Annotated in this window: 11 protein-coding genes and 1 pseudogene; 2 read left to right on the forward strand and 10 right to left on the reverse strand. The window is 59.1% G+C overall.

Features of this window, described 5'->3' with window-relative positions; translation table 11 throughout:
* Positions 1-98: 98 nt before the first annotated feature.
* The 9 genes and pseudogenes from ABFT80_RS23035 to ABFT80_RS23075 form a co-directional block, all read right to left on the reverse strand.
* Entirely contained in the window at positions 99-410 is a 312-nt protein-coding gene (locus tag ABFT80_RS23035) for a hypothetical protein (RefSeq protein WP_347974304.1), read from the reverse strand.
* A gap of 179 nt (positions 411-589) precedes the next feature.
* A pseudogene (locus ABFT80_RS23040) lies at positions 590-682 on the reverse strand (DUF2274 domain-containing protein); the annotation flags it as partial.
* A gap of 31 nt (positions 683-713) precedes the next feature.
* Complete coding sequence (locus tag ABFT80_RS23045) at positions 714-1,004, reverse strand: hypothetical protein (RefSeq protein ID WP_347974305.1); 291 nt, start codon at positions 1,002-1,004, stop codon at positions 714-716.
* Complete coding sequence (locus tag ABFT80_RS23050) at positions 1,001-1,621, reverse strand: biliverdin-producing heme oxygenase (protein ID WP_347974414.1); 621 nt, start codon at positions 1,619-1,621, stop codon at positions 1,001-1,003. Before ABFT80_RS23050 ends, ABFT80_RS23045 begins: the two co-directional genes overlap by 4 nt.
* Before the next feature lie 83 nt (positions 1,622-1,704).
* Positions 1,705-5,043 carry a TonB-dependent receptor domain-containing protein gene (locus ABFT80_RS23055; protein WP_347974306.1) on the reverse strand — a complete coding sequence of 1,113 codons (3,339 nt, stop codon included), beginning with the start codon at positions 5,041-5,043 and terminating at the stop codon, positions 1,705-1,707.
* Between the two features lie 146 nt (positions 5,044-5,189).
* Positions 5,190-6,167: a FecR family protein gene (locus ABFT80_RS23060; protein WP_347974307.1), complete on the reverse strand. Its 978-nt coding sequence runs from the start codon at positions 6,165-6,167 to the stop codon at positions 5,190-5,192.
* An 84-nt stretch (positions 6,168-6,251) separates the two neighbouring features.
* Positions 6,252-6,767, reverse strand: a complete 516-nt coding sequence (locus ABFT80_RS23065; RefSeq protein WP_347974308.1) for a sigma-70 family RNA polymerase sigma factor — start codon at positions 6,765-6,767, stop codon at positions 6,252-6,254.
* Between the two features lie 866 nt (positions 6,768-7,633).
* Entirely contained in the window at positions 7,634-9,265 is a 1,632-nt protein-coding gene (locus ABFT80_RS23070) for a putative bifunctional diguanylate cyclase/phosphodiesterase (protein ID WP_347974309.1), read from the reverse strand.
* 855 nt (positions 9,266-10,120) lie between these two features.
* Positions 10,121-10,909: a PRC-barrel domain-containing protein gene (locus tag ABFT80_RS23075; protein ID WP_347974310.1), complete on the reverse strand. Its 789-nt coding sequence runs from the start codon at positions 10,907-10,909 to the stop codon at positions 10,121-10,123.
* Between the two features lie 366 nt (positions 10,910-11,275).
* On the opposite strand from ABFT80_RS23075, the gene ABFT80_RS23080 reads away from it, so the two are divergent.
* Together ABFT80_RS23080 and ABFT80_RS23085 are read left to right on the forward strand one after the other, a co-directional pair.
* Positions 11,276-11,419, forward strand: a complete 144-nt coding sequence (locus ABFT80_RS23080) for a transglutaminase N-terminal domain-containing protein (protein WP_347974311.1) — start codon at positions 11,276-11,278, stop codon at positions 11,417-11,419.
* 368 nt (positions 11,420-11,787) lie between these two features.
* Positions 11,788-12,147: a transglutaminase-like domain-containing protein gene (locus ABFT80_RS23085; protein WP_347974312.1), complete on the forward strand. Its 360-nt coding sequence runs from the start codon at positions 11,788-11,790 to the stop codon at positions 12,145-12,147.
* 188 nt (positions 12,148-12,335) lie between these two features.
* On the opposite strand, the gene ABFT80_RS23090 is transcribed toward ABFT80_RS23085, so the two are convergent.
* A complete protein-coding gene (locus ABFT80_RS23090) occupies positions 12,336-12,806 on the reverse strand; it encodes a BA14K family protein (protein ID WP_347974313.1) in 471 nt (156 codons plus the stop codon).
* Between the last annotated feature and the right edge of the window lie 527 nt (positions 12,807-13,333).

Raw genomic sequence — 13,333 nt, forward strand, 5'->3', positions numbered from 1 at the left:
CTGCCAGAAACCCGCGGTTACTTGCCGGACCAATGCTGGACACGAGTGCTTCGTAGATTGGCCCCGCATCAAGATACGAAAGAACGAAGCGTGAAACGCTAATCGCGCGTAACCGAATTTGGAAAGGCGACGGGACGGAACACTTCCGTCCCGTCCCGGTGAAATTTCTGATCAACCGTCGCCATCCCTGCGTCAACCACATCCAGATCGCGGGTGCCCCGCCGTAAAAGCGCCAGGCTGCATTCGAGGAAGGCCTCATGTTCGACATTCAATACATAGTCACGACCGGCATAGTCATGATCGGCTTCGTCAACCCCGTACCACCGCGACAGCTCTTCCGCTTCCTCCGCACGGCGCGAACTGGAGCCGGCGGCGCGTCGACGGGCGAAGCAGCGCGGCGTGACGCCCACACAGCGGAAGCTCAGGGGGTACCCAGCGGCCGTGACGGCGTGAGTTTGGCGCACATCGGCGTGGTGGGCCACGAACATAGGAGATGGGCATTACAGATTCGCTGCCCCTCTCGATGATGATACATACCCACAAACTACGAAGAGCGGCTATCGGTATCGGTTTTGCCTCGACCGTCAGGCTAGGGCTTTTGCTTCCTGGCCTTTCGGAACTTGTTGGTCGCCATGAATCGCCGGACCATAGGTGCAATGAGATTGGCAGGGTCGAAAAATTGGCCCCAGTGACGCGGATGGCCCGGCCTGGTTTCAAAACCGCGACAGCAACTGCATCTTCATGTTGTGCAGGCTTCGGCCCATCAGCCCGACGATCTTTTCGCCATGGCCGCGTGCCATGGCGATAGCCACGGCGTTGGCACGGCTGCCGGCGACGATGGACCCCATCCGGCCGGTCTGTTCGTCGAGGCACAGGCTGGTGAGGAACTCGGCGTCTTCCTGACGAAACCGGCTCGCCTCGTCGAGTTTATGTGGAGGCAGCGGCGATACGGATGCCGGCGGCTGTGCGGCGCGATGGCGGGCATGGGTGTCTACCGCGATCATCGGAACACCTCCCGCACCAGCCCGTGCATGCGGCGGAAGGCGGCTTTGGCTCCGGCGATGACGCGGGCCTCGTCCGCCTCTGACAAGGACACAGTATCGAGCGCCGCCGTAAAGGTGCGCCAGTGCAGCCCGCGCCCTTCGGGCGCGCCGGCAAGGTGCCGTGCGCCGAACTCTTCCGACAGGCCCAGCTTCTCCTTCGCCCATTTGAGCAGGAAGGCGGCGCCCATGTTCGAGCCTTCCGCCACATAGAGCCAACCGAGCGCCGTCGGCACGTCGGCCGAAGCCCCGCGCGCGAAGGCCGGGGCTGCGTCGAAAGCAAGCGTCTCCGCGCCAAGGTCGGCAAGGTCCCGCTCGATCTGGTCGAAGCGGCGGCGGCCCTTGAGGTCCGGCAGCAGAGCATCCAGCGCCACATCGTCGTAGAGCGCGTCGATGTCGCGGTGGAAGGCATGCTGCACCTTCACGAACCGCGCATAGCGATCCCGGCTCGAAAACGGCTCGTGGCCCATGATCGCCTTATCCAGACGATCATGTGTGACGTTCGTCGCCACCCTCAGCCGCTTCGAACGGGGAAGTGACGCCGAAATCGTCAAGGACTTATATAGATTATCGACGACCATCGGTCGGCCTTTTGAATGAACAGACATCAGAAATCCTGCCTTAATGAACTAATATGCGGATAGGAGAACGGGAAGTTCTTCCATCAAAAGCGATAGTTCATGCCTATTTTTACAAGATCGACATTGATGCGATTGCGCCAGCTTATGTCTTGGAATTGGGTTGAGGTTTCTATGCTTCCTCCCAACTTTCCACTGTTCAGGCGAAGATGCTGATATTCTCCGAATATACTGAAATTGTCCGTCAACGCGTATTCAACACCCGCGCCTGCCGCCAGACCGAAAGCGAAGGTAGTGTCTTCGATATCGTTGGAATGCCCTTGTTCCGTGGCAAATGGGAAGCGGCTCGTCACCCGCCCGGCTCCCAGCCCGGCCTTGCCGTAGATCAGGATGTCATCGAAAGCGTATCCCAGACGAACGCTGGCCGATGCCAACATGTCGTAGGTCGTGTACATCGTCATGCTGGACGGCAGGTTTGTCTGCTTCTGCACAGCAGCGATACTTCCCCAACCCGCCTCGACATCTGCACCAAGCACGATGTTGCCTGCGAATTGATGATCGTAGCCCGCTCGAACGCCACCGACGAAACCAGAGGCCGAGCCGGCTTCGTAGACGACAGGTCCGCCTTCCGTGATTTGCCCATTGCTCTTTCCCGTTGACACGGTTCGGTGATCTTCGACCCGCGTCGAAATCGTGGCGCCACCGATGCTGCCGCCGGCGTAAAAGCCGCTCCAGTCGCGGGTTTGACCTGACGAAACGCCATCGACAAACCCAAGTCCGAGACCGTTTTCGGGATCGAACGTGCCTGAAAAGCCGAACTTGATGGTGCGGCCGGGTGCGGGAACCAGCGCGATGCTCAACGGATCGACGTAATACTGATCAGTAAGATTCTCGATGCCCAAGGTGAGTTTCGCCTGATCCGACAGCTTGTACTCGGCGTAGGCATCGAACAGCAGCACGGAATTCCATGGGATGGCTGCAATGAGCGGGTTGGCACCCGATGCCACCGGTTCGAAAGCCGCTGCCCGCTTGCCGTGGTAGGTTGCACGACCACTCAAGGTCAGCCGGTCTTCAAGCAATTTTTGGCTCAATGTCAGGCTGGCGGAAAACTTCGGCGGAACGTGATTGGTAGCGTAATCGCTGCCGAGCGAACTGTTGATGCAGGTCGCGGCCGTCCGGCAGAACGAGAAGTCGGTGTAGTATGTCGCCGACGCCGCGGCACTGAACGATCCGGCATCATACTGGCCCGAGAATTCCAGGCCCGAGAACTTCGCCTTCTCAAGATTGTCGATGGAAAGCTGGGTTAGGAAGTAACCGGGGATGATCTCGACCCGATCGGACTTGCGGTAGAGAAAATCGTCCACCGTATTATGGAAGTATCCGACTTTCAGCTTCAATGAGTCTCCGTCCGCAACGAGGTTGTCCATTGAAAGATTGGCGCCAAGCTGAATGTTGCTCGACCGTTCCGGGCGGATCGCAGGATTGACGTTGATCAGGCTTGTGCTGATGCTCTCCACCAAGGAGGGCATACGCGCCGCATTCTTGTAGTTGGCGAACAGTTGCAGGCCATCGATCGGCGTGACGGATGCCCCGATATTGTAATCCCACTCATTTGCCTGCGGGCTGACGACCGAGATCAGCGCTGCGTTTCCTTTGTCCCTGGCTTCGTAGGCGTGATAACGCGCGCCCGCACTCAACTGCAGCCAGTCGGTAGGATCCAGTGTCCCGGCGACAAATGCCGAACCCTCCGAGCGCGCGCCATTGCGGGCTATGCTTCCTATACTCGTCGTGCGATCGCTTGGAGCGGTCGTTTCGTGCTTGTAGGTCCCGCCATAATTCAACATTGCCGGCCCCAAGACAGTATCCAGTCGCGAGGTGTTGCTGAGGTCTGCACTAAAGATTCGTGACCATTTCCCGATAACCCCGGCATCCCCGATGCCGGCTGGATTCTCTTCATCCATGCTGGTCTGGGAAATATTGAATCTGACGTCGAGCAGATCATTTTCGGGATTCCACCGGTACCGGGCGGCATAGGTGTCGAGTGCCACGGTCGAGGTGAGGTTCTGGTCGGTGAGCGTACCACTGGTCACGAAACCGAGCGTCCCGGTTTCGCCGAATACCGAATCGTAGCGTGTATTAATGAGTTCAAGTGTATGATCGTCGTAGCGGAACGTCGCCTTCGCAAGTGTCGTGATGATGTCCTGCGACGTGTTGAGAACCTCCTCACCGGGCAGGTAGGTCGTCAGACCAAGGTGATACGGAATACTGCCGCTGTTGCAGTAGTTGAGCATCGCGCCCGTCGCGGTCGCGCAAATATCGGCAAAGCTTGGTGCGTCGGAACCGTTGGAGCCCACATGATAGTTGCCGATTTTGCGACGCGATGCGCCCAGAACCAGATCGAAATTCTCGCTGCGGGAGGCATAGGTGACACTGCCTGCGCCGCCCGTGGGCAGCAGCAAGCCCGGCCTGTCGATGTCGTGCAATGGAGCGGAGGGTGTTCCAACGTTGTTGGCCGTCCAGAGATAGCCCAGAAGGCTCCGCGACAGCGTACGAGTGCCCACCGGAGGAGGAGTCGAGTTGTTGGTGCTCATCTCGGCGTTGATGCGCAGAGCGGAATTCTGTCCTTCGGGAATGATGTCATCCGCGTTGATCGTACGAATCGAAACCGAACCGCCGATGGCTCCGACACCGGTTGCGCCGATGCCTGGCCCCTTCTCGATGCTGACACCGCCGATAAAATCGGGATCGATATAGGACCGGTTACTGATGCCCTGATAGCCGTGATAGCTGGTCATGGCGTTGGCAGCGCCGTCGACCGTTACGGCCACGCGTCCCATCCCTTGAAGCCCCTGAATGTTCGGATCGATGCCGCCGCTGGTGCGGTTCGCTCCCGACAGCACGCCAGGAACGCCCTTCAGGATATCGCCGGATGTGGTGCCGCGATAGCGCTCGATAGTTTCAGACGACACATGCGAAACCATTGCAGGGGTCGTGTAAACGGTCTCGGCGGAGCCATCCCAACCAACGCCCGACTGGCCGCTGGTTATCGTGATTGTGTCGAGCACAAGTGAGCCGTCCGCGTCGATCGGCGCGGCAGCAGCAACGGCAGACGGGTCGTAGACCGTAACGGAGGTTCCGCCTGTAAAGCGATAGGCAAGTCCGCTGCCGGACAGGAGCCGATCCAGCGCCTGCGTCTGCGTGAGCGGTCCTTGCAATGCTGGCGCGGACCTGCCTTGCGCCAACTCCGACGGATATGCGATGCGCAGGCCGGCCGCGCGTGCGAAGGCGGCGAGCGAATCCGACAGGGATTGAGCAGCGATGTCGAAGGAAGCGGGTTGGAGCCTGGCGGCAGTCTGCGCCTGAGCCGCCGACGCCATCGGCACGATCGCCGTCGACGCGATCAGGAAAGCCCTCAATAAATGCACACGCCTCGAATTTCGCACCATAATTCCCTGTCCTCGATTCTCGACTTGAGGGGAGGCCGGCAGAGCTTTCGTAACCCCTCATGAGTTTAGAGGGTGGGGGCGAGAAAAATCCTCAATGAAACAGGAGAAAAAGACTCATAAAAAACCTAAGCCGCTGAAATGACCGTGATAAAATTTGCGACATGACGGACTCGGATGGGCAAGCCGCCCTGAAGCGCATCCAGCGAACCCCGTGGGTCACGCAGGTCCAGCACGGCATCGACACGAAGCGCATGAAGGCCGCGACCGGCAATGACGATGCTGCCGCCATACCAGGCCGAAAGCGCCGCCACGACCTCTTCGAGCGTGCGCGCATTCGCACGGTAGATGCCGTCCCGCCATGCACCGGTGTCGGCGGCGTTCTGGGCTCGGACAGTTCCGATGCGGCCCGATCCATCCACCGCTACGATCTCCCCTGCCATGAGGTCGATGGAAGGCGTCTGCGGCGGCAAGATTCTCGCCGTATCGACCGCGACGGCGATCTCGATTCCCCCATGGGGCAGGTTGCGGGTGACATCGAAGGCCGCCGCGTGCGACCGGATCGAGACGTCGCCGGCCACGACCTCGAACGGGCGGGACGGACCGCCGGCAATTTCGAAGAACGCCTGCCCCTGAAGAAGCGAGATGCCGCGCGAGTCCGGCCCAAAGGCGACGTCGATGGCCGAACGGGCATTGAGCGTGACCCTGGAGCCGTCCGGAAGCTCGATCAGGCTGGTGCTGGCGACGGGCGTGGCATGGTCGGCAAGGATGCGCGTGAAGACGCCGGAAGACCAGAGGGTGCCGCCGGCCGCGCCGGCTACGGCGACGCCGCCGATACCCGTCAGCACCGCCCGTCGCGACACGGACGGCGGCTTCCTGCCGGGCTTGACGAGACCGGTGGCGGGATCGACGTGCAGATCGGAAATGTCCGACCATAGTCGCTCCGCCTCGACGGCCGCCTTCTCATGTGCAGGGCTTGTCGCGCGCCATTTGCGCCATGCCTGCCGATCGGCCTGCGTCGCCGTGCCCGAATGCAGGCGTGCGATCCACCGCACCGCCGCTTCGGTCAGGTCAACCGCTTCCCGATCGGATTCCTCCATCGTCATGAGCACCAGTCCGCAAACAAACACACCTCTTCATAGGTATAGAGCGGAAACAGGCGCAAAAACCGCAACGCGAGACGAAACATTCTAATCGTCGGCGTGCGCGCGCATCAGTTCGCGGCAATGGAGAAGCGCGCGGACCACATGCTTCTCGACCATGCTGACGGAGATGCCGAGCTTTGCAGCAATCTCCGGATGGGAATAGCCTTCGAACTTGTTCATGACGAAAGCCTTGCGGCATGCAGGCGGCAGTTCGTTGAGGAAGACGGCAAGCATGGCCAGCTGCCGGTTCTGCTCGTAGCGGGCGACGGAGTCGTCGGCAAGTTCGGCCTCCGAGAGTGAATCGAAGTCGACGCGGCGCGACCATTCGCGCTGCTCGCGCATGGTGAACGCGATCGCGGCGTTGCGGGTGGCGGTGAAGAAATAGGTCTTCGGATGCTCGATCGGGGTGGCTCCGCCGCGAACCGCGAGGCTCACCCAAGCGTCCTGAACGACCTCTTCTCCATTGTCACGGTTGCCGACCAGACGAGAAGCAAAGCGAACGGCCTCCGCGTGGTAGCTTCGGAAAATATCGTTCAGGAAATGATGGAATGAACGGACCATGGTACGGATTTCTGCACAGCATCTTGTGTTGACTTGGCTCGCCTTGGCTTTGAATGGCTGGGCAGGAGGTCTCGCCGCCGATTATACGATCGCAAAAACGCAGGCAACTACAATGAATTAGAACCGATCCAGCATCTCCGAGCAACGCACGATAAACATGAGTACATTACCTAAGTTTTGTATTTGATTTCATTCGCAGACTCCGCGCCGCAACAAGCGAGCGGTTTTCAACCGGGGATGTCGAGGATTCATGACATTGTTGCATCCATGCCACACGTCCTGCGCCGAAAATCGTATACTGGTTACGATGAGGCGGATGCAACGGCGATGTCGTACAGTCTTAACGATCTGGCGTCTCTTCGGTCGGAACAACCTCTTCCGGCGCTTCTTGCCTGAGCCGCGGCCTTTTGGCGAGATGGCCGCCAAGCGCTTCGAGAAACAAGATGCCTCCTGCGATCATTTCATTCACATTCCCAGAAAACGAATTCAAAGGGATTCGACGTGGAAGTACCCGGTATGCTAGGCACGAACGCACTCCGGCTCGACACCGTGTTCGAAGCGGGCGTACCTGATGAGAACAATGGCTGTTGAACGGCGTGGATCAGCGAGCTTTATCGTAGTTTTGCGTAAAACGGCGTGGCGGGCCAGGAGCGTAGGAGATGGGCATTACAGTTTCGCGGTTCCACTCGACAACGACACGTAACCGCACAAATTACGATGAGTTACTATCGATTGACCCTACCTCGACCTTTCGGCGTAGCTGCTGCTTCCTATCCTAGCTTTTAGAACGCCCTATAGGTGCTGAGCCTTGGCGGATTGAGCGTGGAACGCTGGCTCTCAACCGCATGTTGTAAATCCATGAGCCGCTATAATGAGCCCGGCAAGCCCCCTCGAATCGGATGGTCAATCAGTTCCTTTGCTTGCATGGCGGAGAGCAGTTGTCCGGTACCCTGACCTTCCTCTACACCGGAGTTCAGAAGAGCTTCACCCGTGGTTGCGCGACTGCTGAGACCATCGGCGCTGACGGTCAGTCCGAGGCCTTGACCAAGACCGGCCAAGGCCCGCACCATGCGATCAGCATCTTCCCCGCCCATATTCTCGACCAAGCGACGGGCGATCTTGACCTTATCGATGCGGAATTCCTGCATGTGGTACAGGTTCGAATAGCCCGTTCCGAAATTGTCTAGCGCGATGCTGACGCCGGCTTCCCTGAGTGGGGCGAAGGCGGCCTTGGCCGCTTCGAGGTTCTGGACGATGGTGCTTTCGGCAATTTCGATTTCGAGGCGATGGGGATCGAGCGCTGCACTCTTGAGAATCTCAAGAATGTGCGATCCAAGATTCGCATCCGCAATCTGCCCGGGCAACACATCCATCGACAGGATGATCCGATCTGGCCAGCCGGCCGCTGCCCTACACGCGCGCTGCAGGACGTGGCTCGCAAGCTCGTGAATCAGGCCGCTTTCCTGGGCGATCGGCAGAAACCGCTCCGGAGGAACGTCGTCGCCCGCGTCGGAGGTCCAGTTCGGTACCGCCTCGAAGCCGACCACCGCGCCGCTCTTCAAATCGAATGACGGCTGAAAGCGCGGTTCGATGCGACCGTCTTTAAGAGCCTGTCTCAGATCGCGCTCCATGTGCTCTCGTTCGCGCAGCAGGCGATCCATATCTTCCTCGAAGAAGCGGAAGGCGGAGCGACGTTCCGTCTTGGCGCGGTAGAGCGCGACATCCGCCTTGCGCAGGGCTTCGCGGGCATCTCCCGCGTCATCGGGCAGCAGGGCAATGCCGACGCCGGCACCGATCTGATGGCTGCTGCTTCCCGTCGCGATCGGCTCCCGAAGCCCTTCGAGGATGCGCAAGGCAACATTCGACGCGGCCTCCGGTCCCATCAGATGGCGGGCGAGCACGACGAATTCATCGCCGCCGAGGCGCGCCACGAGATCGCCATCGCGCATGGCGCTCAGAAGACGCTGGGCGACAATGACGAGCACCTCGTCGCCGATCCCATGGCCATAGGTATCGTTGATCTGCTTGAAGCCGTTCAGATCCAGGAGAAAGACGGCATGGTTCAAGCCCGCCTCAGGCGGTGACGCCGCAGCCTGATTGAGCGCTTCTTCGAATTGCCGCCGATTCGGCAGACCGGTCAGGGGATCCTGATAAGCGAGTTCCCTCGCTTTGTGTTCGGCTGCAGTGCGACGGACGATCTCGCGTTTCTGATCTTGGTGCCGCCGGAAGGCAAAGATCAGGAGCCCAAGCGTGAGCGATCCACCGAGGAGAAGCACTTCATCCAGTTCAAGACGCTGTTGGGCTTCCGTCCGGGCTCCTTCGGTTAGGAAAATATCCAACTCAAAGGCAAGATAGAAAAGCACCAGCAGACCCGCTGCGAGAATGCCCAGATCTTGAATGCTGACGCGGTGTTGCACGTAAAAACCCCATAGACACGAAGCGCAACGTTTCTGAACGTCTTTGGCGACGGTTTGTTGCCGGATTGCAGGATCGATCATCTCACGCGCCTCTCAATCTTCAAAAAAGGGATAATAATGAACAATCCAAAATACTTATTAAGGACAGCAGCAAGCAGCATGTAACAACTGTTCGGCTATTATCCCGGCTCAAAGTCAAAGGATGTTCGATTCATCATGACCGCTTGAGACCCTTCATTGCCACCGTAGCCCTTCTGGCGCTTGCCGGCTTGCACGCCGGGCGGGAGCACGCAGGCCCCTGTGGCGTCTGCGTTCCGGACGCTGCGCAACGTCTCGTCGGCTAGAGTAAGCCGACCGATGCCGACGCCAAACGTGTTACAGGGCCGACGATCGTGCGCCAGATCGGGCCAGGCGATCCCATCAACGAGGATTGGCGCGACAATCGCGTCACCGTCGAAACCGATCCGACCTCCGGCCACGTCGTTCGCGCGACGTGTGGATAGAGACACGATGCCCGACACAAGCGAGTTGGCCCCAATCCCGCCGACAAGACCCTTGCCGTCGAGCAGTCAAACGGCTCCGAGACCTTCGCAATTCGAAGCCCTGACTGCTTCCGGCGCTATTGCTGCTTGATAGAACCGAACGAAAAGATTGCTCGACCCTCCCCTAGTGGGCGCGAAGCGGTTCTGGCAGTGAGCGACAGCGGTGGAGGATCTATACATGAACGAAATCTGCAAGAGAGTTAGCCGTCGGTTTTGCGTGCCGAAACAAGAATCTCGTGCGCGATTCAAATCCGGTTTCGCTCGGTCCGGACGGCCTCGGCGCAGCGTAGCCTCGAAGGCCTGATAGCCGCGTCAGCGATTACTATCGCGACTGTCGGCCACCATTGCGGTCATGGTTGGTGTTTAATTAGCACACAAATCATCCCTTTACCTCTCACTTGGCGCTGGCGTCTGCTGGAAGAGACGAGTTCGAACCAGCGGTATCCGGAATGAGACTTTGGAAGATCGCATCGTTTGTCGCGCGCCATTTCTCATCTGCCAGCCAGAGATAATCCTGGTCGGGCATAAGTGGCACGGTTTTGACCTCGGCGCTGGAGATGCGCAGGAAGAAGCTGCTCCGCGTCTGGTTTACCTGCAGATAGCGAAGCGGGACGACGATGCTGTCCTTGCCGGGAATAAAAAACCCGCCCGAGGCCACGATTGCATAATCCCACCTATCCTTGGTGCCAATGACGACGTTGCGGACTTCCCCCACGATCCTGTCATCCGAACTACGGACCTCGGAACCGACGATCTCGTCGACGCGCAGACCAGGGCCGAGTTCGTTGATATCGATTAGAGGAAGAGCATACGGTGCATCACGATTGCCCTGGATTTCGCCACCCTGGTGCGTTTGAGGTTCGCTGGCCGCAAGCTGCTGATCTGCTTCGTCCTCGTCATTACCGCCAAGTTGTCCCATCGAGGGCGATGCGATCAACTCGCGAATGTTGGCAAGGACGCGCTCGCAATCGTCATGCAGGCCATAGGACCACAGAAGGAATGCGGCATCGCGCAACGTACGCAGGTCGCGTACGAGCTGACGATTTTGAGGGTCTCGCAGTTCCGGGCTTTTTAGGACTGCCTCTTCAAGTTTTGCGTCAGAGATGTTGCAGACAGCGAATGCCGGGCAGACGCCGAGCAGGGAGGCCAGCGCCACAGACGCTGCAATTGTGATCAATTTCATTGCATGTTCCGATCCGCGGCTTTGACTTCGTGGTATCGAACACACCAATTGTGTGGAACGTGCCGCGTGACCGTTCGTACCTGTATCTGTAACAGTCTGCGCGCACTTTGGTTCCGCTAGGCCGAGAGCGAGGCGGCCGTCCAGCGCAAACGCGATCTGCTTGGGCTGCGGCAGGAACTACGGGGCACTGTCAGACGGTCGCTCGGCATTCCGGGGGCTTGCACATCATTTTGTGCAACGCAGCAACTATCATGCTGGGACAGCGTTCTACAGCCGTCGGTGGTTATTTCGGCTTTGGCCCAGAGGACTTTGCACGAGAATTCCATTTAGGGCCACGGCGTGCCCGACCGCCCTTCGCCAAGTCAGATGAAACTGGAGGTCTACCACAGGACTACCTATCGCTACGCACGTCCCTTCGCGTTCCAGCCGCATCGCATGATTCTGCGACCGCGCGGTAATTATGACATCGCTGTGCTAGTGAATTCGCTGTCTTGCTTGCCCGTCGCGTAGCTCGAGTGGGCGCAGGACATATTCGGCAATCTGATCGCCACCGCCCTGTTCTCCGAACCAACCGACGAGCTGGTCACCACCAGCGAATTCACTGTCGAGCAGTCGGCTGGGGCGTGGCCGCTGTTTCGGATCACGCCCGAGGCGCACTCTTTCCCATTCGCATATTCTTCCGACGATCTGGGCACGCTTTGCATTCCGGAACATGGCGATCCGGAGGGAAGGATTGGCGCATGGGCACGAGCGTTTGTTCGAGGCGCGACAACCGACACGCTTTCACTTCTCAAAGACATCAACGCCGGCATCCTCGGTTTCGTAGCCTATCGCGTCCGTGACGAAGAGGGACGCAGACTCCGCTGGAGACGCTGGCGTTGGCGAGCGGCTCGTGCCGGGACATCGCCGCGCTCTTCATCGAGGCGATCCGCTATCTCCGTGTCGGTGCACGCGCCGTCTCGGGATATCTGTGCAATGCACAGCAAGGCGCCGACCACCCCGGATCGACCCATGCGTGGGCGGAAGTCTATCTTCCCGGCGCGGGATGGATCGCCTTCGACCCGCCGGCTGGGCGGCGCCAGTCTCATCCCGGTTGCCGTTGCCCGCAGCAACCGCCAGATCATGCCGATCGTTGGTGGCTACGTCGGCGCGCCAGGGGACTTCGTCGCTATGGATGTTGCGGTAAGCATTACGCTTGTACAGGCATGACACCGCAGGTGTTGACAGATGGCTTTTAGCCCAGCTTCCGCAGGCGGCTTGCACTTCCGGCGCGCTCATGATTAGGTTCCAGATGAGGCCGCTGCGGAATTCTCGATCATGATGACGATCGGGCCTTGGATGATTGCAAGCTTGCTGACCCGTGCAGCTAGCGCGAGAAAACCCGCCGCCTTTCGGCGGCGGGTTTTCTGTGCTGTTTCGTCCCGGTTCAGGACGAGATGCACTGCCGGCGCGGACCACTGTTTGGCTGAAACGTATTGTCGGAAGCCCGATATGAACGGTAGCGATCGTAGCAATATTGGACGTGGGCATTGCCGCGCGCGCGCGGCTGGTTATCAATCGCGCCGCCGCCGATCGCGCCGGCTATGAAGGCTGCCGCCGGGAACCACACGCCGTTGTGCTGCCGGTAGCCGCGGCGCGGTTCATTGTAGCCACGGTGGCCATTGTAATAGGCTTCATTTCCTCGGCGTTCGAATCCGCCTTTGCGCCGTTCCATCCGGTTTTCGGCGCGGTTTCCTTTGTGCCGCCTGACCGGACTGAACTGGACATTCTGAATGCTCTCGGAAGCTTCGCTGGGCTTGGGGACGAATGCGGGAGCCGCGGTGACTGGCGCAAGGCTGGCAAATCCAAAGCTCAACGCAAGCGTCGCCGCGCAAAGGCCCGACAGAATATTTTTCATGAAATTTCCTAAACGAGGGAGGTTGGTTTTGTCCCTTCACAAACGCAACGATTGGGTTCACCTATCGTTCCACAACATGTTCTCCGTCTATCGGCATTCGTCAGCGATCAACCGCGCACACCGCTTCAGCGCGAGTGCGTTTTCCCCGCGTATGCAGCGAGCGGGCTGCGTTCAGATTGTTCCGCTGGAACGAAAGCGTGTAGCGGACGTTTTGAAGTCGAAGTGCAATTGGCGCTTATAGGAGCCTACATGGATCTCACCACAATTCTCATCATCGTTCTTGTCGTTCTGCTTTTAGGCGGCGGCTTCTATGGTCGTGGACGCTGGTACTAGGCGCCTATACAAATTGCCGGATGGACCAGGTGGATGGTCGGTAGTTTGAGCCACAGATGCTCATCGCTCATGGATACGTGAGTTGATTGGCGGTACTTAGCCCATGACACCACAAAAGTGGTTAGGCAAGGAGCACTCTGTAGCCATCGTCTTTCCGCCATACGATAATTGAAATCGCCTGCCACTGTCCTTGG

This window comes from Foliimonas ilicis (assembly GCF_039939195.1).
Lineage (GTDB): Bacteria > Pseudomonadota > Alphaproteobacteria > Rhizobiales > Rhizobiaceae > Foliimonas > Foliimonas ilicis.

Coding starts and splice junctions, on each gene's coding strand:
- ABFT80_RS23045 (WP_347974305.1), bottom strand. CDS start 1,004: ATGATCGCGGTAGACACCCATGCCCGCCATCGCGCCGCACAGCCGCCG.
- ABFT80_RS23050 (WP_347974414.1), bottom strand. CDS start 1,621: ATGGTCGTCGATAATCTATATAAGTCCTTGACGATTTCGGCGTCACTT.
- ABFT80_RS23060 (WP_347974307.1), bottom strand. CDS start 6,167: ATGACGATGGAGGAATCCGATCGGGAAGCGGTTGACCTGACCGAAGCG.
- ABFT80_RS23065 (WP_347974308.1), bottom strand. CDS start 6,767: ATGGTCCGTTCATTCCATCATTTCCTGAACGATATTTTCCGAAGCTAC.
- ABFT80_RS23070 (WP_347974309.1), bottom strand. CDS start 9,265: ATGATCGATCCTGCAATCCGGCAACAAACCGTCGCCAAAGACGTTCAG.
- ABFT80_RS23075 (WP_347974310.1), bottom strand. CDS start 10,909: ATGAAATTGATCACAATTGCAGCGTCTGTGGCGCTGGCCTCCCTGCTC.
- ABFT80_RS23080 (WP_347974311.1), top strand. CDS start 11,276: ATGAAACTGGAGGTCTACCACAGGACTACCTATCGCTACGCACGTCCC.
- ABFT80_RS23090 (WP_347974313.1), bottom strand. CDS start 12,806: ATGAAAAATATTCTGTCGGGCCTTTGCGCGGCGACGCTTGCGTTGAGC.